The sequence below is a fragment of the Marinovum sedimenti genome (assembly GCF_054052205.1).
The window spans coordinates 801,471-824,858 of the sequence record NZ_CM133223.1 but is presented as its reverse complement, the minus strand read 5'-3'; the positions used below and the strand labels follow the sequence as shown (position 1 = coordinate 824,858).

The window sequence follows — 23,388 nt, the reverse complement described above, 5'->3', positions numbered from 1 at the left end:
ATCACAGGCCAGATCACGACGGGTTGGGCAATGTCTCGACTTCGACCGCCTCGTTGAGGAAAAGCGCCGGTGCGCAGGCCTCGTCAACCGCGATGGTGGATTTCACGTATTGGTGTTCCAGATCGGCCTCGGCGCCAATCCATGTAAAGGTGCCGCCGCAAGCCTCGCCATTCAGCCGAGCAATCCGCACCGGCGCGCCGATGGTCACGCCCGAGGCCGCTTGCGCCACCAGTTGGTCGACGCGCACGAAAACCTCGACCGATTTGCTGGCCGGGGCATAGATTTGCGCCGCTTGCGCGCCCGCTGTGACGCAATCGCCCACGCTGGGGGCAAACCCCAAGAGCACGCCGGAAAAGGGCGCGCGCAACTCCAGCGCTTCGAAGTCATCCTCTTGCGCGCGCAGATCGAGCCCGCCGATTACAAGCGCGATTTCGGCGCGGGTCTTGGCGGATTTGGCGCTGGCCAGCGTCTCTTTGGCTTGATCGGCGGCGAAATTGGCGTTCATCATCCGGCTTTCGACGCCCTCCATCGTGCTTTCGTTGATCAGCCCACGGCGGAACATCTGCTCATTGCGGGCGAACTCCTTGCCAACAAATTCAAGCTCTTGCGCCCGGCGCCCGACATTGGCCTCGGCGGCATCAATGGCAAGCTGGGTCTCGGCCACGGCGGCATCAAGATCGGAGAGCCGCGCCTTGCCTGTGGCCAGCGCCAGCTCTGCGTCGCGGGCATCGAGCTCCACCAAGACCTGACCGGTCTCGGCTTTGCCGGTGCGGCGGGCGGGTTCGGAGACGCCGATGATGCAGCCGCCGGTTTCATACGACAGCCCGGTGATATCGCGCGCCACAACCGTTCCGGCAAAGGTCGAGGGCGCAAATTCCGCCTGCTGCGCCGGGGCCGCGCCAACGGTGAGAACAGTGGCGCTTGCCGCCAGTCCAAAGATCAAAGCATTCCGCATCCGGTCGCACCCTCACATTGCCGCGCCCCGCCACAGGCTGTCGTGGGGGATGGTGCGCAATGGCGGCGGATCTGGCAAGGGGCTTGGCTGAAACGAGGCGTTACTCTGCGAAGTGACAGGCAACGCGGGTGCCGCCGATCCGCCGCAGCTCGGGCCGGTCGCGTTTGCAGATGTCCTGCGCAATCGGGCAGCGGGGGTGAAAGGCACAGCCGGTCGGCGGGTTGATCGGATCGGGGATCTCACCCTCGGGCGGCACAATCTCGCGGCCAAAGCCGTCCATCTTGGGCGCGGCCTCAAGCAGCATCTGGGTGTAGGGGTGCTTAGGGCTGTCAAACAGCTGGTCGGGCGCGGCCTCTTCCACCAGACGGCCCAGATACAGCACGCCGATCACGTCGGCCATGTGCCGCACCACGGTCAGATCGTGGCTGATGAAGACATAGGTGAGGCCGAAATCGTCCTTCAAGTCGCTCATCAGGTTGAGCACCTGCGCCTGCACCGAGACGTCCAAAGCCGAGGTCGGCTCATCACAGACAATCAACCGTGGCTCACTGGCCAAGGCGCGCGCGATACAGATCCGCTGGCGCTGACCGCCCGAGAATTCATGCGGAAACTTACCCGCGTCCTTGACCGACAGCCCGACCTGTTCCAGCAGCTTCTCGGCCATTCCGTCGGTTTTGCCACCCCGCGCTGCCACCGGTTCGACGATGATGTCACGCACGCGCCAACGCGGGTTAAGCGAGGCGAAGGGGTCTTGGAAAATCATCTGAATATCGGCGCGCACCGCGTCGACCTTGGCCGCATCGGTTTCGTTGGCGAGGTCTACGCCTTCGATCTCGACCTTGCCCTCGGATGGGCGCAGCAGCCCCACCAGCATTTTGCCGATGGTGGATTTGCCCGAGCCGCTTTCGCCGACCAACGCATAGGTCGAGCGTTCTGGAACTTCGAAATCTACCTCGGACACAGCGGTCAGCAACGCTTTGCCGCGCCGTTCAATCACCCGGTTCAGCCAGGGTTTCGACACATCGAACACACGGCTGAGTTTCTCGACTTTGACCAGCGCCATCAGGACACCTTTTCTTTCTCGATGCCGTCCCCGACCAGCGGATGCCAGCAGGCGGCCATGCCGTCCTGCACCTTTGGCGGCGGCGGTTGGCGGCATATATCAGTGGCCCGCGGGCAGCGCGGATTGAAGGCACAGCCATCGGGCACCGCATCCAGTCGCGGCATCGCGCCGGGGATCTGGTGCAGCCGCGATTTGCCGGCCGAGGCCAGCGGCGTCGAGGCCATCAGCCCATCGGTATAAGGATGCCGCGGCTGGGTCAGCACATCGCGCACCGGCCCCAGTTCGGCCAGACGGCCCGCGTACATCACCGCGACACGGTCGGTCGCCTCGGCAATCACGCCCATGTCGTGAGTGATCAGCATAACCGCCGTGCCGCGATCGCGACACAGCCGTTTCAGAAGCGCAATGATCTGCGCCTGTACCGAGACATCCAGCGCTGTTGTCGGCTCATCCGCGATGATCAGCGAGGGTTCAGCACAAAGCGCCAAGGCGATCACCACCCGTTGCCGCATCCCGCCGGAAAATTCATGCGGATAGGAATTCACCCGCTGCGATGCGCCAGGAATGCCGACTTCTTCAAGCGCCGCAACCGCACGCTTTTCAGCTTGGGATTGCGAGAGGTCGAGGTGGGTGCGCATGGTTTCGACCAGCTGATCGCCGATCTGCAACAGCGGGTTAAGCGAGGTCAGCGGATCCTGAAAGACCATGCCAATTTCCTTGCCGCGCAGCCGCCGCATTGCGTCGCCCTTCAGCCCGTCAATCCGCGTACCGTTGAGCCAGATTTCGCCCGAGGCAATATGCGCCGGCGGGTTGAGCAGGCCGATCACCGCGTTGCCCGCCATTGATTTGCCCGCGCCACTTTCGCCAACAACGCCAAGGATTTCGCCCTTGCGGATGTCATAGCTCACGCCATCGACGGGTTTGACAATGCCGTGGCGGGTGGGGATTTCGACCGACAGATTGCGGATCGACAGAACAGTTTGGGTCACCGGTTTGCCTCCGCCAATTTCTCTTCAGCTAACTCAATAGCCTCGTTGAGTAATTCTATCTCGTGAATAAGCTTCTTTGCGTGATCTGCCGCAATTGGTTCGCCATAGGTCAGTGAGTAGTTCAATAAGTGCTGAATTCTCTTCCGCAAGCCTCCCTTTCCACTTTCGATTTCCCGCAAGACTCGAGTTGCGCGCAAGGTCAAATTAGCGCGTTCAGCCGACCTATCATCTCCGAGCATATCTCGTGCGCGCCAAACAATGTGTTCGCCGTCATTGAAATTCGGAAGTATTGCGGCAACTTGATCTACAGAAGGATAGCCTCCGTTAGCTATTTCCTCGAGAAGCACTATTACACCTCTTGGAGCAAAATATATGCTTCTCAAGGAGTCTATCATGAGCTGCCTTGATCGAGATTCCCTAACGATATTGCGTGAGCCGCTTCGAGTAGAAACAGCACTAGCCAATTCCGCGACACCTTTGACGAGATCAATTGTACTCAGTACATCTACCATGGTATTAACGGAGCCTCGGGTTCAATGCGTCACGCAGCCAGTCGCCCAGCAGGTTGACGGAGAGGGCCAAAGCCAGAAGCGTGCAGGCCGGGAAGAACAGGATCCACCACTCGCCAGAGAACAAAAAGCCCTGACCGATGCGGATCAACGTGCCCAGAGACGGCTGGGTTGGCGGCGCGCCGACACCTAGGAACGACAGGGTCGCCTCGGCAATGATCGCCAGCGCCAGCGAAATGGTGGCAATCACCAGGACCGGTGAGAGCACATTGGGCAAGATATGGCGCAGCATGATCGCGCCGGGTTTGCGCCCGATCAGGCGCGCGGCCTGCACATATTCCTTGTTCTTTTCCACCAGCGTCGCGCCACGCACAACACGGGCAAACTGCACCCAATCCGACAGGCCAATCGCAAGGATCAGCACCCAGATCGCCATCTGATCGCGGTATTCCACTGGGGTGATGCCCTTGGCGATGCCAAAGATCAGCATGGCGACAAGGATCGAGGGAAAGGTCAGCTGCACGTCAGCGGTGCGCATGATGATGGTCTCGGTCCAGCCGCCAACATAGCCCGAAATCAGCCCCAGCGTGATGCCAAGGATCATCGCAAACGTCACCGCCGCCACGCCGACAAACAGCGAGACCCGCATGCCATACAGGATGGTGGAAAACACATCGCGGCCCTGATCATCGGTGCCGAGCAGGAATTCATCGCCGGTAAAGGCGTTGGGCTCCAACGGCGGCGTGAAGCCGTTCATCAGGTTGAGAGAGGACGGATCAAACGGGTTTGTCGGCGCAATCAGCGGCGCGAGCAACGACGACAGCACAAGAAAGGCCACCACGAAAGCCGAGATCATCGCGACGGGCGAGCGGCGGAATGTGTAGAACACATCGCTTTCAAACGCGAGGCGCAGGCGCGATTTTACTGGCGGGGCGACAGGAGGCGTGACTTGGGTCTCGGTCATCTCAGTGCCCTCCCGAGCGGTCGGCGCGCAGGCGCGGATCAATGAAGAAATACAGGATATCCACCAGCAGGTTGATCCCGACGAACATCACCGAAATCAGCATCAGATAGGCGGCCATGACGGGAATATCGACGAATTGCACCGCGTTGATGAACAGCAGCCCGACACCGGGCCATTGAAAGACGGTTTCGGTGATGATGGCGAAAGCGATGATCGCGCCCAATTGCAGGCCGATCACCGTGATCACCGGCACCATCGTGTTTTTCAGGGCATGGTGAAAGTTCACCGCGCGGTCTTTCAGGCCACGGGCCCGGGCAAAGCGAATGTAATCCTGCCGCAGCACCTCGAGCATCTCGGAGCGCACCAGCCGCATGATCAGCGTCATCTGATAGAGCCCCAGCGTGATCGACGGCAGGATCAGCGCCTTGAGGCCGCTTGCCGTGAGGAACCCGGTCTTCCAGCCGCCCACCGTGACCACTTCGCCGCGCCCGAAACTGGGCAGCCAGCCAAGCTCGACCGAGAAGACATAGATCAGCAGGATACCGATCAGGAAGGTCGGCAGCGACACCCCGATCAGTGACCCGGACATGATGATATTGGCCAGGAACCCATCGCGCCGAATTGCGGTGAACACGCCCAAGGCGATGCCAAAAGCGATGGCAAGGATGCCAGACACAGCGGCCAGTTCCAGCGTCGCGGGCGCACGTTCCAGCAGGATGGCGGTGACCGGGCGGCCTTGGCGATAACTGACGCCAAAGTTGCCTTGCACGGCCTCCGACAGGAATTTGAAATATTGCACGAAGAAGTTCTGATCGAGCCCAAGCTGTTTTCGCAGGCGGGCGATGTCTTCTGCGGTGCGTTCTTGTCCAAGCATGTTGTCGATGGGATCGCCCACGAAATTGAACATCGAGAAGGCGACGAGGCCGACGATCAACAGGACAAGGATGGATTGGCCGACACGGCGGATGATAAATGCGAGCATGGGAGGAAAAGATATGCGGGGGCGTGACGCGTCAAGTGCAAAAGCGGCGAAGTTATCGCTGACATCGGCGGGTGACGCGACGGCGAGGGGCATTCTCGCGCCAAGGTAACAAACCTGTCTGCCCACAACCGGATACCGCGTGGCCCGCCAGATTAGGCGGTGACGGGTCGCAGACAAAGATTGTAATGATTGCGGCTGTGAGGGGGTGATCCGGCGGGGAGGTCACCGACACATTCCAGCGCCGTGACAGAGGCCCAGCCGGGTTGGCCAGGCCTTTGTCGTTTCCAATCTGACCAAAGGTCAGGCGATCAGTTCACCGTGACCCAGCGCAGGATAAAGAAGTCGTCGGGGCGTTGAGTCAGCTCGATATTCGACCGTGTGCCCCAGACCAGCGGTTGCACGTACAGCGGCACATAAGCCTGCTCATCCGCCATGATCTGTGTCACCTCATCGACCATCTCCTGGCGTTTGGCTTCGTCGATTTCCGACTGGATCATCGGCAGAAGTTCGTCGATGCGCGCGTTGGAATAGCCGCCGAAGTTCCAGCTGCCGAGCTTCTTTTCGTCATTCGGTGTGGCGACAAGAAAGCGGATCGGGTGTTCCGCGTCCAGAGTGCCCGGCGACCAGCCCAGCAGGTACATATCGTAGTTGTCGGCGCGCAATTCCGGCCAGTAATTGTTGACTGGCATCGCATCCAGAGTTGCCGTCATGCCAACCTGTGCGAGCATGCCTGTGATCGCCTGACAGACGGATTCGTCGTTGAGATATCGGTCGTTCGGGCACTTCAGACCAAAGGAAAAGCCGTCGGGATAGCCAGCCTCGGCCAAAAGGGCGCGCGCCTTGTCTTGATCAAACGCGGGGGCGTCGGGGAGCGCCTCGGAATAGCCGTTCATCGCCGAGCTGACCAATTGGTTCACCGGCTCGGCATTGCCGCGCATGATGGTTTGCAAGATGGCAGGCACGTTGACCGCATGGGCCACCGCGCGGCGCACGCGGGCATCGGCGAAGGGGTTGGCATCCTTGGTCTCGGAGGAGAATTTCAGCGTTTCGGCCTCATGCGGGAAACCGAGCATGATCACCCGCGCTTCGATGCCTTGCACCACACGCACATCCGGAGATGAGGCCAGGCGCGCCACATCCTGGATCGGCACCGGGTTGATGAAATCCACATCGCCCGACAGCAGGGCCGCCAGAGCGGTGGCGGGGTTCTGGATCGGGGTCAGCTCGGCCTTGGTGATGTTGTGTTCGGCAGTGTCCCACCAGCTTTCGAACGGTTCGAGCACGGTGCGCAAACCCGGCTCGCGGGCGGTCACTTTGAACGCGCCGGTGCCGTTGGCATTTATGGTGGCAAAATTGCCGTTTTCCTTGTCGGGCAGGGCGGTGGCGTTGGCCTCGGCCCAGCCGGAGTCCATCATCATCCAGTTGGCGATGGAGGAGGGGAACAGCGGGTTGGGCGCAGAGGTCATGAAATCGACGGTATAGTCGTCGACCACCTTGACCTCGGAAATCGGCGCAAACCAGCTGCGGGTGTCGGCGGCCTCGTCGGAGGCGCGCTGATAAGAAAACAGCACATCGGCGGCGTCAAACGTAGCGCCATCATGGAAGGTCACGCCTTCGCGCAGGGTAAAGCGCCAGCCTTGGCCGTCGCCGATCGGCTCCCATCCGGTGGCCAGTGCGGGTTCGATCGACATGTCCTTGCCGCGCCGCACGAGGCCTTCGTAGACGTTGTTGAGAAAGCCCAGAACCGGCGTGGAGTTGACGGCATGCGGGTCCATGGTTTGCGGGTCAGTGGTGACGGCCCATTTGAACTCTTCGGCGCTTGCCGGAACCGCAAGAACGGCCCCGAGCGCCAGCGCGCATATGTGTCGTGACATGGCAAAGTCTCCTTGGTGGCTTTGCCATGAGCCTAGCACAGACGGCGACGGCATCCATAGGTAAGCGTCGGTCGGTTGGATTGGTGCGCGTTGGCGGGCGGCGGAGCAGCCGATTTCTTTTGAAGAAATCGGGCCGGAACCTTTGAAAGGTTCCGGGTTGCCGAATGGTGAGGGCGGGCGGAATGAAGAGAGGGCGGCCCCTTGCGGAACCGCCCCCTTTTGCACCGTGTCACACCGTTTTGAACGGTCTCAGTTCATGGTGATGTATTTCACCTTCGGCTGATCTTCGGGGTCGACCTCGATGCCGACGCCGTCAGCCATGCCCCAGTTCAGCACCTGGTGGTGGATCGGGATATACAGCGCTTCATCCTGCACCACCCGCCAGATCGCAGCGATATCGGCGTTGCGGGCATCCAGATCGGTGTTGGAGGCCAGCGTTTTGATCTTGGCGTCGATCTCGTCGTTGTCGAAACCAGTGCCATTCCATGTGCCGATGTCAGACTCGCGGCCATGCACGAGGAAGTTGAAGATGTATTCCGAGTCATACGTCGGAACACCCCAACCCAGCATGTAGAAATCGGTCTGGCTGTCGGTGATCAGCGGGAAGTGCTGCGCCTTGGGCTTGGCATCCAGGTTCACGGTCACGCCAATCTGGCCCAGCATGCCGACAGCCGCCTGACAAATCGCCTCATCGTTGATGTAGCGGTCGTTCGGGCAATCGAGCCGCAGAGAGAAGCCATCGCCGTAGCCAGCCTCTTCCATCAGCGCCTTGGCACCTTCGATATCGGTCGACGACTCAGCGTCCATCGCCTCGGTCCAGCCGTTGACGAAAGGCGGCGCGATCATGCCCGCCGGGATCGACTGGCCGCGCATCACCACCTGTTGGATCGCATCGCGGTTAATCGCCATCGACATCGCCTTGCGCACACGCACATCCGCGAGCGGGTTTTTGCCCTCGATATTGTCAGCCTCGATGTCATCCGCGCCTTGGTTCATCCCGAAGAAAATCACCCGGTTTTGCGGTGCCTTCTTGACGGTCAGACCATCCGAGTTGCCGACGCGCTCAAGATCCTGCACCGGCATGTCCTGCAGAAAATCGATCTCGCCCGACAGTATCGCAGCAACCCGCGTGGCGGCGTTCTGGATCGGGGTATAGACGATCTCGGACACCTCCATCGGGAACTGATCAATGCCCCAATAGTCTTCGTTGCGGGTCATCACGGTTTTCACGTCAGGCTCGCGGCTTGTCAGCGTGTACGGGCCGGTGCCGTTGGCATTTGTGGTGGCAAAGGTGATCTCGCCGCCCTCGAAATCCTGCACCTTTACGGTGTTGTTGGACTCGGTCCAGCCCTTGTCCATCATGAACAGGTTGGTGAGGTTGGACGGCAGGATCGGGTTGGGCCCGTCTGTCACGATTTCGACGGTGTGGTCATCGACGGCGCGCACTTCGGTGATCGAGCCGATCAGCTCTTTCATATCCGAGTTTTCCTGTTGCGCACGTTCGAACGAAAACACCACATCCTCGGCGGTGAAATCGGCACCATCGTGGAATTTCACACCTTGGCGCAGGTTAAAGACCCAGACGTTGGGATCATCGGCCTTGGGGGCCCAATCGGTGGCCAAGGCGGCCTCGAATGCACCGGTGGTGTCGCGGATGATCAGCGGCTCATACATCTGGTGACGGATGGTGTGGGTCGGGCCTTCGTTTTGCGAATGCGGGTCAAGCGTCAGCGCGTCGCCCGAGCGGGCCCAACGCAGCGTTTCGGCCGCGAGCGGCGCAGAGGTCGCCAGCAGCGCACCGATCATCGAAAGAGCAAGTGTCGTTTTCATTGGAGTTCCCTGTTGTTGTTGTGCAGCGTTTTTATGGTTCGCCATATCCGCAGTCTTTGACAGAGCGTTGCGAATGGCAAGTGCCGACTTCACGTCAGGCCTGTGCAGCCCGGCGCGATCCTCGGCACAAGGTCGGCGGCCCCCACAGTACGGGGGGCCGAGACGATGGCGATAGGGCCAGTCTGGCACAAACCGCAGCGCATTTCGAGAGCGGGAACTCCGCGCGTCAGCCCACCGTCATAAGACCGCTTTCGCGCAGCCATTTATGAACGAATTCAAGCTTTTGCCGGGTGGTTTGCGACAGGACAAACGGATAAACATCCTGCAACCCCATCGACCGGTTGACGTGGTTTGCGCCCACGGCAACCGTTGACGCGATGCGCACCAACACTGCGAAATCGCTTTCGGCGTAGGGGTCCCAGCTTGGCCCCGGCAGGTTGGGCAGGGTAAAGCCGGTGGCCAGAAAACTGTCGGTGATGTCGACCAGATGCAGCAGGTGGGCCGAGGTTTCCGCCCAGTCCTCATGCGGGTGGGCCGAAGCATACGCGGTCAGAAAACGCCCCTGCCAATCCGACGGCGGGCCATTCTTGTAATGCTTTTCCAGCGCCTCGCCGTAATCCGCCCGTTCGTCGCCAAACAGGTCGCGGAAGGCATCAAGGAAGCCCGGCACAATGCTGAGGCGCCACCACAGATAATGCGCGATCTCGTGGCGCATGTGGCCGATCATCGTGCGATACCGCTCATCAAGCCGCTCGCGCCGTTCGATCTCGACCACGGGATCGGATTCTTCGATGCTGATGGTCACAACGCCGTCGCCATGCCCCATGACGACCGGTTGCACGCCTTCGGCCAGCATATTGAAGATCGGGGCAGGGCCGGGGTCGCGCGGCACAAACCACTGCCAGCGCCGCAGGTTGTCGATCACCCAGCGTTTGGCGGCCTCGGTCCGTGACCAATTGGTGATGGCGTCGGGCATCGACGGATCAGGGGCCATCGCCGTCATCGCGCAGGACAGGCACAGCGCACCGGGTGCGGGCGCAACCCAGTTGCAGCCGATCACATCGCGGTTGGCACAGAAATCGCCATCGGTGCGAAACGCCCGCGTGGCGGGATCATAGGCGACAGCAACGCCGCCGGTGGTGGTGAGATTGTCGAAAAACAGCACGCCAGAGGCGGCGGGATTGGCGAACAGATGCATAACGAGCAGACCTTTTGAAACCATCAGGCGCGACATGTGTCGCCCCAGCAAGCGGCACATAGCGGGCCGGGGCGCATTGTCGATACATCTGCTGCGAATTTCCGCGCCGGGGGCTAGGCCTTGAGCTTCAGCAGCCCCTCAATGGCCTCTTGCCGCCCCTCGCCGATGTAGGTGTTGTAATCGGGGTGGTCGAACAGATGGCCGTAATAGATCTGATGCCGGTAGGGCAGGTAATCCTGATGGATCAGGTTCTGATTGCGGTGAATGCCAATCGCCTCGGACTCGGCGTTCATCTCGGCAATCGCGCGCAACTGGCCATTGTGCGCGCCATACATCTCAAGCTCGGAGCCGAGCACATCGTCGAAATACATGAAAACCCGCGGCAGGAAATGGCCGGGCTTGGCCGCGACCTCCTCAAAGATGCGAAAGCTTTCGCGGGTCGAGGAATGGTAATCGGTGTCGTTGAACATCACCCCAATCGGCGCGGGATTGTGGGTGTCAAGGAAGCCTGCGATGGTTTCGCGGATGTCTCCGATCACCAGCTTGGCCTGCGGCACCCGCGCCTGTAGCGCCGGTTTGTCCATGATGTATTGCTTGGCGGCAAACCAATAGGGCAGGTCATAGGCCCCTTCGGGTTCCGGCATGCCCGCGCCAGTGTCAAAGCCATAACACTCGACCGTCACGCCCGTCACCTTGCGCACCTCTTCGGCGAAGTCGCACATATAGGCCAGCCCGTTGCCGCCCGCGACGCCGAACTCGATCGCGGAAATCGAGGTATGGCCCAGTGCGCGGCCCAAACGGGCGGCATTGAGCATGCACCAGGCATAGTGCGGCCGCTCGACCGCCAGCATGTCGACCTGAAAATCGACCGAATATTTCATCCGGGGGGCGGTGGCGCGGATCAGCTTGCGGGTCAATGCACCCGCCATCGAATTGCGAAATTCCCGCGAATACAGCAGGTCCGAGATCAAAGCCTTCATAGGTCCACCCTTTAATACTACGTCATAAATACCCACGGAAATACCCACGGACGGGCCTTGGCCTCTGGCGATAAGATGTGACTGTCCAGACACTTGGCCCATCGATCCGGCGGTTTATCGGTGAAAAATGGCAATTTTGCGTTCAATTTGACCGTTTGGCCGGGTGTTTAATCTCTTGTTAACCCCAGATACCTGCTTGCCGCCGTGGCGCGCTGCGGGCATTCTGGTTTCAACAAGAACAATTTGTCCCAACCTTGAATGGGACCGGGCCGAGCCCTACCTAAAACGCCTGACAGGAGCTGGTGAGCGCTGCCGCAAAGCGGGGCCGTGCCAGTTTGCCAAGAATAAGGAAAGAGCATGCAAGACCCCCTCAACTCAAGCTATCCGGTGCTGCCGCTGCGCGATATCGTGGTCTTCCCGCATATGATCGTGCCGCTGTTTGTGGGCCGCGAGAAGTCTGTGAAAGCGCTAGAAGAGGTGATGGCTGACGACAAGCAAATCCTGCTGTCGAGCCAGATCGATCCCGCCGTCGATGACCCCGAGGCTGGCGGCATCTATAAGGCTGGCGTGCTGGCCAACGTCCTGCAATTGCTCAAGCTGCCCGATGGCACCGTTAAGGTGCTTGTTGAAGGCGTGGCACGGGTGCGGATCGTTGAATACCTTGAAAACGCCGACTTCTTTGAAGCGCGTTGCGAATATCTGACCGAAATGCCGGGCGATCAAACCTCGATCGAGGCGCTGTTGCGCACCGTGGCGGGCGAGTTTGAACGCTATGCCAAGGTCAAGAAAAACATCCCCGAAGAGGCGCTTGTCGCCGTGTCCGAGACCGAAGAGCCGGCCAAGCTGGCCGATCTGGTGGCCGGGCATCTGGGCATCGAAGTTGACCAGAAACAGGACCTTCTGGAAACCCTCTCCGTGTCGGAGCGGCTCGAGAAGGTCTACGGCCTGATGCAGGGCGAAATGTCGGTCCTGCAGGTCGAGAAAAAGATCAAGACCCGCGTCAAATCCCAAATGGAGCGCACCCAGCGCGAATATTACCTGAATGAGCAGATGAAGGCCATTCAGAAGGAATTGGGCGATGGCGAGGACGGCGCAAACGAGATTGCCGAACTTGAGGGCAAAATCAACGCCACCAAGCTTTCGAAAGAGGCCAAGGAAAAGGCCGATGCGGAACTGAAAAAGCTCAAGAACATGAGCCCGATGTCCGCCGAAGCCACCGTTGTGCGCAACTATCTCGATTGGATGCTGTCGATCCCGTGGGGCGTGAAATCGCGCGTCAAAAAGGACCTGACCAAGGCTGAAACCATCCTGGATGACGATCATTACGGGCTGGAAAAGGTCAAGGAACGCATTGTTGAATACCTTGCCGTGCAGCAGCGCTCGAAAAAGCTGAAAGGCCCGATCATGTGCCTTGTTGGCCCTCCGGGTGTCGGCAAAACCTCGCTGGGCAAATCGGTCGCCAAGGCCACGGGGCGCGAGTTTATCCGCATCTCGCTGGGCGGCGTGCGCGACGAGTCTGAGATCCGCGGCCACCGTCGGACCTATATCGGTTCGATGCCCGGCAAGATCATTCAGGCGCTGAAAAAGGCCAAGACCACCAACCCGCTCATCCTGCTCGACGAGATCGACAAGATGGGGCAGGACTTCCGGGGCGATCCGGCGTCGGCTATGCTCGAAGTGCTTGATCCGGAACAGAACTCGACATTTGTCGATCACTACCTTGAGGTCGAATATGACCTCAGCAACGTGATGTTCCTGACCACCTCGAACAGCTATAACATGCCCGGCCCGCTGCTTGACCGTATGGAGATCATCCCGCTCGCTGGCTATACCGAAGACGAAAAAACCGAGATCGCCAAGCGCCACCTCGTCCAGAAACAGATCAAGAACCACGGTCTGAAAAAGGGCGAATTCGAGCTGGCCGACGAGGCGCTTTCCGACATGGTGCGGTATTACACCCGCGAGGCCGGCGTTCGGAACCTTGAGCGCGAGATCGCCAAGACGGCGCGTAAAGCCGTGACCCAGATCGTCAAAGGCGAGACGGATAAGGTGGTTGTGTCGTCGGAAAACCTGTCGGATTTCCTTGGCGTGCGCAAACATCGCTATGGGCTGGCCGAAGACGAGCATCAGGTCGGTGTTGTGACCGGCCTGGCCTATACCTCTGTCGGCGGCGACCTGTTGCAGATCGAGGCGCTGCGCCTGCCGGGCAAGGGCCGGATGAAGACCACCGGGAAACTGGGCGATGTGATGAAGGAATCCATCGATGCGGCGTCGAGCTATGTCCGCTCGATCTCGCCGCAGATCGGGGTCAAGCCGCCGAAGTTTGAAAAGTGGGATATCCACGTGCACGTGCCCGACGGTGCCACGCCCAAAGACGGCCCCTCGGCCGGTCTTGCGATGGTGACGTCGATCGTCTCGGTGCTCACGGGCATCCCGGTGCGCAAGGACATCGCCATGACTGGCGAGGTGTCTCTGCGCGGCAATGCGATGCCCATCGGCGGGCTGAAGGAAAAGCTGCTGGCGGCGTTGCGTGGCGGGATCAAGACGGTGTTCATTCCGGAAGAGAATGAGAAAGACCTCGCCGAGATTCCGGACAACGTGAAGGCTGGGCTAAAGCTGATCCCGGTGAAGCACGTCTCCGAAGTTCTGGAGGCCGCGCTGATCCGCAAGCCGGAGCCGATTGAATGGGACGAGGCCGCAGAAGAAGCGGCGGCAGCTCGGGCCATCTCAAAGGGTGACGACAGCGCCAGCGCCGTGGCGCACTAAGCTCTCAGGCCCCCCTATATCGACAGCAAGAGGCCGCCCAATCGGGCGGCCTCTTTCGCATTTGCAGGGGGACAGCGGGCCGCAAGCACCCACTGGGCGCGATGGGAATACCCTCCCGTCTTCCTCTGTGCGGTCTGGAATTGGGTGGAAGAACAGGGGGCGTGGCCACCGGGCCAACAGGTCAGATCTGCCTGCTTGGCAGTCCTGAAATCCCCCTACGTTTCGGGAGGATGTCCCTTGACTTCAGGTCACCCCGATTGAGTGTCCATCTGGCTCGAAATCTGAGGTATGGTGGGTGATGAGAGGCTCGAACTCCCGACATCTTCGGTGTAAACGAAGCGCTCTACCAACTGAGCTAATCACCCTTGCGAGCAGCTTCTAATCGCCTCTGCCCGGAGCTTCAAGACATAATCGTAACAAAGTTAAATTGACTGTTCAGCGGGATTTAAGCGCGCAGATTTGTCCGGCAATCTTGGTTGCAACCGGGCGGCTGGATAGGAGGGAAAATGGTGGGTGATAAGAGATTTGAACTCCTGACATCTTCGATGTGAACGAAGCGCTCTACCACTGAGCTAATCACCCGGTAGCGCGTCTCTTAGCGGCACTTTTCCGACCATGCAAGGGGGGGAGGTTGAGAAAATCGACCTCTATCGCTCGGAAGTTCAAATGTAGGGCCGCAGCAAGATTTGCTGAGAAAGCAGGATAAATTGGGCTGAGCTTTTGCTGTTCCTGTCTGCGCGATCCTTTTACCGACCTTGGTCGCGGCGGTCGATTTCGACGCAGGAAGGGGGCGCAGTGGTCCGGCTTAGCCTATAGGCGTTCCGGGCGGGATTTCGCGCCTTGCGGCGGAGGCGGTCGACTGCGTGGAAATGCGCTTTGAGAAGGCCGGCCGGGGCTCGCGGACAAAGGGCGGCCTCGCCAAGGGCGCAAGGCAAACTGCATCGCGTGGTACGGGCGTACCGGTCCATCGCGCGTACAGGGTGGCGCGCAAATGCGAGGGGGAGATTGGTCAAATTCTACTGAATTTGACCGGGGGGTAAGTGGCGCGGTTGACGGGGCTCGAACCCGCGACCTCCGGCGTGACAGGCCGGCACTCTAACCAGCTGAGCTACAACCGCGCGTTTGGGCTGATTAGGATATGGGGCGGACGGCGTCAAGCAGGTTAGGGCAGTTTTTTCAGCTTTTCTGCACATGCGCGCAAATTGGTTTGGAAAAGCGCAATGAGCCAGCGTCATCCAGTCGAAAAGGCCAGGTAAGCTGGGAAATTTTAACGATATTTTAATCTGTTGCAGGCAGGTTTTAGCTTTCAGAAGCGACGCTGCGTCATTGCCCATAGGCCGGGGCGGTGACTGCTGTGCGATAATGGATAGGCAAGGTGCGGTTGGTCGCGCCAGAGGTGCGCCGTGACAGGCCTGTTAGGGTCGTGCGAGGCCGATATGGAGCTCAGCGGTGCGTTGGCGTTGCAGGGCTATCATGGGAATAGTGCGGTGCGGTTTTGTGACGCCGTAACAGAGGGAAGGGAGACTTGAGGGACTAAGCAGCACGGTTGCTGCGGTCTCGACGGCTTTACGCGTGTCGTACTTGGCGGGGCCATACCGGACAGGGCGAAAGCAGACAGCGAGATCAGACAGGGAAGGCCAGACAAAATAAAAGGCGCCGCTGGCAGGTGCGACGCCTTCACGTTGGTCAAATGCTACGTGGCCAAGCCTTCAGCGGTTGCCGAACCCGGTGAACCGTCCAGCTTCTTCTGCGGCTTTCTGCATGGCTTTGGATTTGTTCACGGTTTCCATGAACTCAGCCTCGGGGTCGCTGTCATAGACAACGCCGCCGCCCGCCTGAGTATACAGCTTTTCGTCCTTCACCACTGCGGTGCGCAGAGCGATGCACATGTCCATATCGCCGCCCGCGCTGAAATAGCCGACGCCACCGGCGTAAACGCCGCGCTTTTCTGGCTCGAGCTCGTCGATGATCTCCATCGCGCGGACCTTGGGCGCGCCAGAGACGGTGCCAGCGGGCATACCGGCAAGCAGAGCCGAGAGCGCGTCGTGGTCTTCGCTGAGTTCGCCCACCACGTTCGACACGATGTGCATGACGTGGGAATAGCGTTCAACATTGAACTCTTCGGTCGGGCGCACGGTGCCAATTTTCGACACGCGGCCAGTGTCATTGCGGCCGAGATCGAGCAGCATGAGGTGTTCGGCCAGCTCTTTTTTGTCGGCCAAGAGATCGGCTTCGAGCGCGTTGTCTTCCTCGGGGGTGGCACCACGCGGGCGGGTGCCAGCGATCGGTCGAATGGTGACCTCGCGGCCAAACACCCGGACGAGGATTTCGGGCGATGCGCCGATCACCTGAAAGCCGCCGAAGTTGAAATAGAACATGAACGGCGAGGGGTTGGTGCGGCGCAGCGAACGATAAAGCGCAAACGGCGGCAGCGGGAAATCCTGGGTCCAGCGCTGCGAGGGCACCACCTGAAAGATGTCACCGGCGCGGATGTAATCCTTGGCCTTTTCGACCGCGGCAAGATAGTCGGCTTTGGCGAAATTGGACTGCGGCGCGCCGATTTCGGCGGCATCGCCAAGGTCGCGGCTTTCCGAGGGCAGGGCGCGTTCAAGATCGCGCACCGCGTCCATCACCCGTTCTGCCGCCTGCGCATAGGCCGCCTTGGCCGATTGCCCTTCGTTGACCCACGCGGGCGACACCACCGTCACCTCGCCTTTGACGCCATCCAAAACGGCCACAACCGAGGGCCGCATCATCACCGCGTCGGGCAGGCCGAGCGGATCGGGATTGATGTTGGGCAGATGCTCGACCAGCCGGATCATATCGTAGCCGAGATAGCCAAACAGCCCCGCCGCCGATTGTGGCAGTTCGGTGGGCAGGTCTATGTGGCTTTCCTCGATCAGGGCGCGCAGCGAGGCCAAGGCATCGACGGGCTCATCTGTAAAGGCATCGCCATCGAACCGCGCCTGACGGTTCAGCCGCGCCTTGCCGTCATGACATTGCCAGATCAGATCGGGCTTCATGCCGATGATCGAATAGCGCCCGCGCACTTCGCCGCCCGTCACCGACTCGAGCATAAACGCGTCACGCGCCGCGCCGGTGAGTTTGAGCATAAGCGACACGGGCGTGTCGAGATCGGCGGCAAGCCGGGTGTAGACCACCTGATGTTTGCCCGCGGCATAGCCTTGGGCGAAATCATCGAAACCGGGCGTCAGGGCCATGGGACGTCCTTACTGGAAATTCACGTGCACGGCGTCAAGCGCGCGCTGATCGATTGAGATGCCGACGCGACCTTGAATATCGTTGGCCAGCGCCTGAAACAGATCGGTCGACAGGCCGCCGCTGACCTGCTGTTGCAGGTTGGTCAGGATCAGCTTGTTTTCCTCGGTATCAAGGTCAGGCGCGTTGATCGCGTCAAGCCGCAGGATCACCGCGCGGCCATCGTGGGGCAGGGTGATCGTTTCGGGGCCGTCAAGCGCAAAGATCTGCGACAGGATATTGCTCGGCAGGCCGGGCAGGAAACCGTTGCGGGTTTGGCCAGTCTGAATCTGCGGCGTGAGGCCGAGGCCCTCAAAGGTCTTGCCTTCGCCAAGTTCTGCGGCCAGCGCATCGGCTTGTTCCAGCAGGCGAATTTCGGTCTGTTCGGTTTGCCAGTCGGCAACAACAACATCGCGCACCTCGTCAAGCTCTTGCGGGCGGGGCGGGTTGATGTCGTTGAGGCGGATCGCAAAGATGCCACCATCGCCGAGTTGCGCGACTTCGGGGAAATCTTCGGTGGTCACGTCGCTGGCGACGGCGCGAAAGGCGTCGTACCCAGCGATGTCGGTGCTGTTGGACGTGCTCCAGTCGATCTGGCCCAGCTCCATTTCGGTCTCGGCGGACAGCTCTTCGAGCGTCGCGCCCCCGGCGAGAAGATCGTCAACATCGGTGATCAGCGCGTCGATCACCCGGCGCGCCCGGTCTTGGGCCAGCTCTTCGCGCAGGATCGGCTGGGCGTCTTCAAACGAGGTTGCCTGCTCGGTCAGGATGGCGTTGACGCGGAACAGCGCAGGCCCGAAGTCAGACTTCAGCGGGCCAACCACGGCATTGACCTCGGCGGCAAAGATATCGTCGGCCGCATCGCCAAGATCGCCCCGCGTGACATCGCCAAGGTCGATATCGGCCAGCTCAAGGCCGCGCGCGGTGACTTCGTCTTCAAAGCTGGTCTCGCCCGCGTCGATCCGGGCTTTCGCGGCGTCAGCGGCCTCTTGGTTCGACATCACCAGACGCTCGACAAGGCGGCGCTCGGGCTGGTTGAAACGGTCGTTTTGGTCGTCATACGAGGCGCGCAGGCTGTCTTCGTCAACCTCAACAGTGTCGAGCAGCATGTCAGGCGTGAGCCACGCGTAGGTGATATTGCGGCTCTCGGGCAGGGTGTAGCGGGCGATATTATCGGCGTGAAAAGCAACAAGCTCTTCTTCTGTCGGCTCGGCCACAGGCGCGTCGAGGGTGGCGGCGTCAACCGCGGCCCAAGTGAAATCGCGGGTTTCGCCGACGAATCCCAGCAGGGTTTCGGCATATGTATCGGGCATCGGATTGCCCGAGATGATCGCCGCTTGCAGCAAGGTACGCGCGGTTTCGCGGCGCAGGTTTTGCTCAAACGCACCTTCGTCGAGCCCGGCGTTCTCCAGAGCAAAGCGATAGGTTTCGCGGTCAAAGGCGCCGCCCGGTCCCTGAAATGCCGAAATCGCCATCAGTTCCTGCGCGACAACCTCATCCCCGACCGAAATCCCAAGCCGTTTGGCCTCGGTGTCGAGGGCGTTGGACGAAATCAGCCGGCCCAGCACGCGCTGCGGCAGGCCAAGCGCTTGGGCCTGTTGGAAGGTCAGCGTTTGTCGGGTCGCGGCCTCCATGCTGCGCATTTCCTGTTGCAGCCCACGGGCATAGTCATCAACCGAGATCGTCTCATCTCCGACTGTGCCGACGGTGCGGATGGTGCCAGACAAGTTTGACGCGCCGAACCCCGCGAGGCCGACAAAGAGAAGCCCCATGAGGATCCAGACCAATGTCTTGGAAATGCTGTTGCCTTTGGCCATGACCGCTCCTGGGAAGTTTGTTCGTGTTGCGAGATGTGTCTACGCGCAGGGCAGGGCAGGAGCAAGAGCACTTGGGCACCGTCAGGCGGTGCGTTTCGGTGCGATTGACCTGCCCAAAAGAGGGGCGCGCTTAGTCCTTGCCGCGATAGGGCTCGACATATTGCAGCGCCATATCCCAAGGGAAGAAGATCCAGGTGTCCTGGCTGACCTCGGTGATAAAGCTTTGCACCTGCGGACGGCCCATCGGTTTGGCATAAACAGTCGCGATATGGGCATTCGGCATATGGGCGCGCACGGCTTCGATGGTTTTGCCGGTGTCGACCAGATCGTCAATCACCAGAACGCCGGTGCCGTCGCCAATCACCTCCATGTCAGGCGATTTAATCACCTGCGGTTCGGTCTGGTTCTGATGGTTGTAGCTTTTGACCGAAATCGTATCGACGATGCGAATATCAAGCTCGCGCGCGACGATCATCGCCGGGGCCATGCCGCCACGGGTGATCGCGACAACCGCGCGCCATGCGCCATTGTCTGGCCCGTGGCCATCGAGCCGCCACGCCAAAGCGCGCGCGTCGCGGTGCAGCTGATCCCAGCTGACGTGAAAGCCTTTTTCGTGTGGCAGACGATCGCTCATGTCCGGAACTCCGTTTTTTTTCGCGTCTAGCCCAAGTGCGGCACAAAAGAAAGTCTGTGTACGAATTTCCGGGGTTTGGGCTGTTTCGGTTTAGCGCCCAAAGATCAGTCGCAGTCCGAGCAGGCCCAAGACAACCGCCGCCACCCGGTCAAACACATGTTTAAGCCGTAGGTATCCGTCGCGCGCCGGGCGGGTCGACAGTGCCATCGCAAAGGCGGTGTAGGCGGCGAATTCCACCATCAGGTGGTTGGCAATGATAAGGGCGCGCTCAGCAAGGCTCAGATCGGGGGGGAAGATCACCAAAAGCACCGCCGAGGCGAAGAGCACCGACTTGGGATTGCTCATGTTGACCAGAAACCCGCTGCGAAACGCCTGTTTTCCGGGCTGTACGGTGCCGGGGGCCAGCGGTTTGCGCGCGTCGCGCCACATGCCCCAAGCAATATACATAAGGTAAAGCGCGCCGGTGATCTTGATCCCGAGATAGGCCCAAGGGACCAGCGCAAACACCGCATCCAGCCCGGCCAGCGCCAGCAAGGTCCAGAGCGCGGCCATCGTGCCAAGGCCCAGCCCGGTGGCAATCCCGGCGCGCGGACCAGAGACCAGCGAGGTGCGCAGAGCCAAAAGCAGCGCCGGACCCGGTGAGGCCAGCGCTGCGAGGAGCGTCAGGTTGAACGCAAGGATATGCTCCCAGCCCATCTTAGGTGTTGAACATGTTAGGTTTTAGACATGTCAGGCGCGTCGACCGCCTTCATGCCGACAACATGATAGCCCGCGTCCACATGCAGGTTCTCGCCGGTCACACCCGAGCCGAGATCAGACAGCAGATACAGCGCCGAGCCGCCGACATCGTCGATGGTCACATTGCGGCGCAGCGGCGAATTGTACTCGTTCCACTTCATGATGTAGCGGAAATCGCCAATACCGGAGGCCGCCAGCGTCTTGATCGGGCCGGCGGAGATGGAATTGACGCGGATGCCGTCCTTGCCAAGGTCTTCGGCCAGATAGCGCACCGAGGCTTCCAGCGCCGCTTTGGCCACGCCCATCACATTGTAATGCGGCATGACACGTTCGGCACCGTAATACGTCAGCGTCAAGGCCGAGGAGCCGGGGGCCATCATCTTTTCGGCGCGCTGCATCACCGAGGTGAAGCTGTAGACCGAGATATCCATCGACATGGTGAAATTGTTGCGGCTGGTATCAACGTACCGCCCGCGCAGTTCGTTCTTGTCGGAAAAGCCAATCGCATGCACGAGGAAGTCAAGCTTGCCCCACTTTTCTTGCAGCGCGGCGAACAGTTCATCCACCGAGGCCTCATCACCCACATCGCAGGGCAGAACAATGTCGCTGCCCAACTGTGCGGCCAGTGGGCCGACCCGCTTTTTCAGAGCTTCGCCCTGATAGGAAAACGCAAGCTCTGCGCCCGCGTCGGCCAATGCCTTTGCAATGCCCCAAGCAATTGACTTGTCGTTGGCAAGACCCATGATCAGGCCTCGCTTACCGGCCATTAATGAATTTGACATCCCGAAACCTCCACCAAGTGTCTTGAAACAGACGCTTAGGGTATCCGGAACGGCGCATCAAGTCAGCGTGAGGCATTGCGGGCTTGCCTGTTGCGCGCCGGCAGGGGAAAAAAGACCAAAGGAGATCATCATGTCAGACCGTAGCGGCATTTTTGCTGGCGACTCCCCGTTCGAAATCACCCAGCGCTGGCTGGCCGAGGCCGAAACGCAAGAGATCAACGATCCCAACGCCATTGCGCTGGCCACGGTGGACGGCGACGGCTTGCCGAATGTGCGTATGGTGCTGCTCAAGGACATCGAAGACGATGCCTTTGTGTTTTACACCAATTACGACAGCGCCAAGAGCCAGGAGATTGCCGCGACCGGCACCGCTGCTTTTGTGATGCATTGGAAAAGCCTGCGCCGTCAGGTGCGTGTGCGTGGCCATGTCACCCGCGAGGACGGGCCGCAGGCGGATGACTATTATGCGTCGCGCTCGCTCAAAAGCCGGTTGGGGGCCTGGGCTTCGGCGCAATCGCGGCCCTTGTCGTCGCGCAGTGTACTGATGGCAGAGGTGGCCAAGGTCACAGCGCAGAAGGGGCCAAACCCCGCGCGGCCGCCGTTTTGGGGGGGCTGGCGGATCACACCCGTCGAAATCGAGTTCTGGGCCGATGGCGCGTTTCGATTGCACGACAGGATTGTATGGCGGCGCTCTGATATTGATAATGCGTGGAAAATTGAGCGCTTAAACCCCTGAATTTCCCGCATCGTGAAATGCAATATGTAAAAAAAACAGGTATATGCGCTTGCATTTCAGACCCCGTTCCATGCAAGTGTTATTTGGGATGAGAAGAAAACAGAGTGCGACTTGGAACAAGCAGAACACCAACCCAGGCGGGTTGAAGGCCGAGTAAAATGGTTCGATCCGCTCAAAGGCTTCGGCTTTGTGCTCGCTGATGAAGGCGGGCCCGATATCCTGTTGCATTCCAACGTGTTGCGCAACTACGGGCAAAGCTCGGTTGCGGACGGCGCGCGGATCATTATCGACATTCAGGAAACGCCACGCGGCATTCAGGCCGTGGCAGTGGCCGAAATTTTCCCGCCCGAGGATGACGGCTCGCCGCCCTTGGCGGATTTCGAAGTGGTCGATCCAGAGGTGATTGCCGCGGCAGAACTTACGCCTGCTCGGGTGAAGTGGTTCGATAAGGCCAAGGGATTTGGGTTTGCCAATGTCTTTGGCTTGCCTGAGGATGTGTTCTTGCATGTTGAGGTGCTGCGCCGTGCCGGTTTGGCCGATGTGCAATCGGGCGAGGCGCTTGGTTTGCGCGCCATTGATGGCAAGCGCGGCAGGATGGCTGTAGAGGTGTGTCCATGGGAAAGCGCGTCGAAATTCGAGTAATTGCTGCGGCTCTGTGCGGCCTCTGGGCCGCGACATCTGCGCAGGCTGCGTGCCGGCCCGGCCAGTTGGAAGTGGCAACCGATCAGGGCAAGGTGAACTTTGGCGTTGCCGTGGCCGATGACTTTATGGAGCAATCGCGCGGCCTTATGTACGTCAAGGACATGGCGGACAACCAGGGCATGCTGTTCATCTATGGTGAAACGCGCAAAGTCTCGTTCTGGATGAAAAACACCTTCATTCCGCTCGACATGGTGTTTATCGACGCGCGCGGCGTGGTGAAGAAGGTGCATGCCAAGGCGGTGCCGCATGACACCACCAGCATTCCCAGCGATTATCCGATTCGCAGCGTGCTTGAAATCAACGGCGGACTTGCCGCGCGGTTGGGCATTCGCCCCGGAACCGTGGTGCGACACGCGGAATTGCCCCAAACCAACGCCGCTTGGCCCTGCTGATCTGTCGCGCGCGGGCCGATCTGTCTTCAGATCGGGACGGATCCATCAATGGATCCGGCTTTGACGCAAAAAGGATGCTTTTCGTGCTTTTCATTACCGCGCAGTCCGATTAAGAAGCCTGAGGTTTCGGGGCGTAGCGCAGCCTGGTAGCGCGACGGTTTTGGGTACCGTAGGTCGCAAGTTCGAATCTTGCCGTCCCGACCAACTTTCCTACATACA

The 23,388-nt window shown here is 60.2% G+C and carries 19 protein-coding genes and 4 tRNA genes; 5 read left to right on the top strand and 18 right to left on the bottom strand.

All coding sequences use genetic code 11. From position 1 onward, the window contains the following. Positions 1–13 precede the first annotated feature (13 nt). The 10 genes from ACW9UO_RS03915 to ACW9UO_RS03870 all read right to left on the bottom strand — a co-directional run bounded on the left by ACW9UO_RS03915 (position 14) and on the right by ACW9UO_RS03870 (position 11,344). The gene (locus tag ACW9UO_RS03915) at positions 14–955 is read right to left on the bottom strand and encodes an HlyD family secretion protein (RefSeq protein ID WP_457087673.1); all 942 of its coding nucleotides are present in this window, start codon (positions 953–955) and stop codon (positions 14–16) included. A 100-nt stretch (positions 956–1,055) separates the two neighbouring features. Continuing rightward, positions 1,056–2,018, bottom strand: a complete 963-nt coding sequence (locus ACW9UO_RS03910; protein WP_457087672.1) for an ABC transporter ATP-binding protein — start codon at positions 2,016–2,018, stop codon at positions 1,056–1,058. Beyond that, positions 2,018–3,007 (bottom strand): ABC transporter ATP-binding protein, encoded by a 990-nt coding sequence (locus tag ACW9UO_RS03905; protein ID WP_457087671.1) that lies wholly within the window; start codon positions 3,005–3,007, stop codon positions 2,018–2,020. The genes ACW9UO_RS03910 and ACW9UO_RS03905 overlap by 1 nt, the downstream gene beginning before the upstream one ends. After that, complete coding sequence (locus ACW9UO_RS03900; protein ID WP_457087670.1) at positions 3,004–3,354, bottom strand: hypothetical protein; 351 nt, start codon at positions 3,352–3,354, stop codon at positions 3,004–3,006. Before ACW9UO_RS03900 ends, ACW9UO_RS03905 begins: the two co-directional genes overlap by 4 nt. 169 nt (positions 3,355–3,523) lie before the next feature. Next, positions 3,524–4,480, bottom strand: coding sequence for an ABC transporter permease (locus ACW9UO_RS03895; protein WP_457087669.1), 957 nt, complete (start codon positions 4,478–4,480; stop codon positions 3,524–3,526). 1 nt (position 4,481) lies between these two features. Next, positions 4,482–5,462 carry an ABC transporter permease gene (locus ACW9UO_RS03890; protein ID WP_457087668.1) on the bottom strand — a complete coding sequence of 327 codons (981 nt, stop codon included), beginning with the start codon at positions 5,460–5,462 and terminating at the stop codon, positions 4,482–4,484. 308 nt (positions 5,463–5,770) lie between these two features. Further along, entirely contained in the window at positions 5,771–7,336 is a 1,566-nt protein-coding gene (locus ACW9UO_RS03885) for an ABC transporter substrate-binding protein (protein ID WP_457087667.1), read from the bottom strand. A gap of 249 nt (positions 7,337–7,585) precedes the next feature. Next, positions 7,586–9,166: an ABC transporter substrate-binding protein gene (locus tag ACW9UO_RS03880; RefSeq protein ID WP_457087666.1), complete on the bottom strand. Its 1,581-nt coding sequence runs from the start codon at positions 9,164–9,166 to the stop codon at positions 7,586–7,588. Positions 9,167–9,392: 226 nt separating this feature from the next. Further along, a complete protein-coding gene (locus ACW9UO_RS03875) occupies positions 9,393–10,364 on the bottom strand; it encodes a zinc-binding metallopeptidase family protein (protein WP_457087665.1) in 972 nt (323 codons plus the stop codon). A 113-nt stretch (positions 10,365–10,477) separates the two neighbouring features. Beyond that, a complete protein-coding gene (locus ACW9UO_RS03870; protein ID WP_457087664.1) occupies positions 10,478–11,344 on the bottom strand; it encodes a hypothetical protein in 867 nt (288 codons plus the stop codon). A 357-nt stretch (positions 11,345–11,701) separates the two neighbouring features. Here ACW9UO_RS03870 and lon point away from each other — a divergent pair, with 357 nt between their 5' ends. Beyond that, complete coding sequence (lon, locus tag ACW9UO_RS03865; RefSeq protein ID WP_457087663.1) at positions 11,702–14,110, top strand: endopeptidase La; 2,409 nt, start codon at positions 11,702–11,704, stop codon at positions 14,108–14,110. A 289-nt stretch (positions 14,111–14,399) separates the two neighbouring features. Here the strand turns inward: lon and ACW9UO_RS03860 are convergent. From ACW9UO_RS03860 to fabI, 8 genes are all read right to left on the bottom strand, one after another. After that, positions 14,400–14,475, bottom strand: a tRNA-Val gene (locus ACW9UO_RS03860). A 142-nt stretch (positions 14,476–14,617) separates the two neighbouring features. Beyond that, positions 14,618–14,692 (bottom strand) — tRNA-Val (locus ACW9UO_RS03855). Positions 14,693–15,151: 459 nt separating this feature from the next. Continuing rightward, a tRNA-Asp gene (locus tag ACW9UO_RS03850) sits at positions 15,152–15,228 on the bottom strand. A gap of 591 nt (positions 15,229–15,819) precedes the next feature. Continuing rightward, on the bottom strand, positions 15,820–17,331 hold the full coding sequence (gene trpE, locus ACW9UO_RS03845; protein ID WP_457087662.1) for an anthranilate synthase component I: 1,512 nt from the start codon (positions 17,329–17,331) through the stop codon (positions 15,820–15,822). 9 nt (positions 17,332–17,340) lie between these two features. Next, positions 17,341–19,185: a SurA N-terminal domain-containing protein gene (locus tag ACW9UO_RS03840; protein WP_457087661.1), complete on the bottom strand. Its 1,845-nt coding sequence runs from the start codon at positions 19,183–19,185 to the stop codon at positions 17,341–17,343. A 130-nt stretch (positions 19,186–19,315) separates the two neighbouring features. Further along, positions 19,316–19,819 (bottom strand): xanthine phosphoribosyltransferase, encoded by a 504-nt coding sequence (gene gpt, locus ACW9UO_RS03835; RefSeq protein ID WP_457087660.1) that lies wholly within the window; start codon positions 19,817–19,819, stop codon positions 19,316–19,318. Between the two features lie 90 nt (positions 19,820–19,909). Beyond that, a complete protein-coding gene (locus tag ACW9UO_RS03830) occupies positions 19,910–20,515 on the bottom strand; it encodes a LysE family translocator (RefSeq protein ID WP_457087659.1) in 606 nt (201 codons plus the stop codon). Between the two features lie 17 nt (positions 20,516–20,532). Next, the gene (gene fabI / locus ACW9UO_RS03825; RefSeq protein ID WP_457087658.1) at positions 20,533–21,339 is read right to left on the bottom strand and encodes an enoyl-ACP reductase FabI; all 807 of its coding nucleotides are present in this window, start codon (positions 21,337–21,339) and stop codon (positions 20,533–20,535) included. A gap of 130 nt (positions 21,340–21,469) precedes the next feature. On the opposite strand from fabI, the gene pdxH reads away from it, so the two are divergent. The 4 genes from pdxH (at position 21,470) to ACW9UO_RS03805 (ending at position 23,373) form a co-directional block, all read left to right on the top strand. Further along, on the top strand, positions 21,470–22,075 hold the full coding sequence (pdxH, locus tag ACW9UO_RS03820) for a pyridoxamine 5'-phosphate oxidase (RefSeq protein WP_457087657.1): 606 nt from the start codon (positions 21,470–21,472) through the stop codon (positions 22,073–22,075). A gap of 111 nt (positions 22,076–22,186) precedes the next feature. Beyond that, complete coding sequence (locus ACW9UO_RS03815) at positions 22,187–22,717, top strand: cold-shock protein (protein WP_457087656.1); 531 nt, start codon at positions 22,187–22,189, stop codon at positions 22,715–22,717. A 71-nt stretch (positions 22,718–22,788) separates the two neighbouring features. Continuing rightward, positions 22,789–23,169, top strand: coding sequence for a DUF192 domain-containing protein (locus ACW9UO_RS03810; RefSeq protein ID WP_457087655.1), 381 nt, complete (start codon positions 22,789–22,791; stop codon positions 23,167–23,169). A gap of 127 nt (positions 23,170–23,296) precedes the next feature. Beyond that, positions 23,297–23,373: transfer RNA gene (locus ACW9UO_RS03805), tRNA-Pro, on the top strand. Positions 23,374–23,388: the final 15 nt, after the last annotated feature.

Excerpts from the sequence above, each read along its gene's own strand:
- lon (WP_457087663.1), top strand. The coding sequence starts at position 11,702 with ATGCAAGACCCCCTCAACTCAAGCTATCCGGTGCTGCCGCTGCGCGAT.
- ACW9UO_RS03840 (WP_457087661.1), bottom strand. The coding sequence starts at position 19,185 with ATGGCCAAAGGCAACAGCATTTCCAAGACATTGGTCTGGATCCTCATG.
- ACW9UO_RS03885 (WP_457087667.1), bottom strand. The coding sequence starts at position 7,336 with ATGTCACGACACATATGCGCGCTGGCGCTCGGGGCCGTTCTTGCGGTT.
- ACW9UO_RS03830 (WP_457087659.1), bottom strand. The coding sequence starts at position 20,515 with ATGGGCTGGGAGCATATCCTTGCGTTCAACCTGACGCTCCTCGCAGCG.
- gpt (WP_457087660.1), bottom strand. The coding sequence starts at position 19,819 with ATGAGCGATCGTCTGCCACACGAAAAAGGCTTTCACGTCAGCTGGGAT.
- ACW9UO_RS03910 (WP_457087672.1), bottom strand. The coding sequence starts at position 2,018 with ATGGCGCTGGTCAAAGTCGAGAAACTCAGCCGTGTGTTCGATGTGTCG.
- ACW9UO_RS03870 (WP_457087664.1), bottom strand. The coding sequence starts at position 11,344 with ATGAAGGCTTTGATCTCGGACCTGCTGTATTCGCGGGAATTTCGCAAT.
- ACW9UO_RS03895 (WP_457087669.1), bottom strand. The coding sequence starts at position 4,480 with ATGACCGAGACCCAAGTCACGCCTCCTGTCGCCCCGCCAGTAAAATCG.
- pdxH (WP_457087657.1), top strand. The coding sequence starts at position 21,470 with ATGTCAGACCGTAGCGGCATTTTTGCTGGCGACTCCCCGTTCGAAATC.
- ACW9UO_RS03890 (WP_457087668.1), bottom strand. The coding sequence starts at position 5,462 with ATGCTCGCATTTATCATCCGCCGTGTCGGCCAATCCATCCTTGTCCTG.
- trpE (WP_457087662.1), bottom strand. The coding sequence starts at position 17,331 with ATGGCCCTGACGCCCGGTTTCGATGATTTCGCCCAAGGCTATGCCGCG.
- fabI (WP_457087658.1), bottom strand. The coding sequence starts at position 21,339 with ATGTCAAATTCATTAATGGCCGGTAAGCGAGGCCTGATCATGGGTCTT.
- ACW9UO_RS03915 (WP_457087673.1), bottom strand. The coding sequence starts at position 955 with ATGCGGAATGCTTTGATCTTTGGACTGGCGGCAAGCGCCACTGTTCTC.
- ACW9UO_RS03880 (WP_457087666.1), bottom strand. The coding sequence starts at position 9,166 with ATGAAAACGACACTTGCTCTTTCGATGATCGGTGCGCTGCTGGCGACC.
- ACW9UO_RS03875 (WP_457087665.1), bottom strand. The coding sequence starts at position 10,364 with ATGCATCTGTTCGCCAATCCCGCCGCCTCTGGCGTGCTGTTTTTCGAC.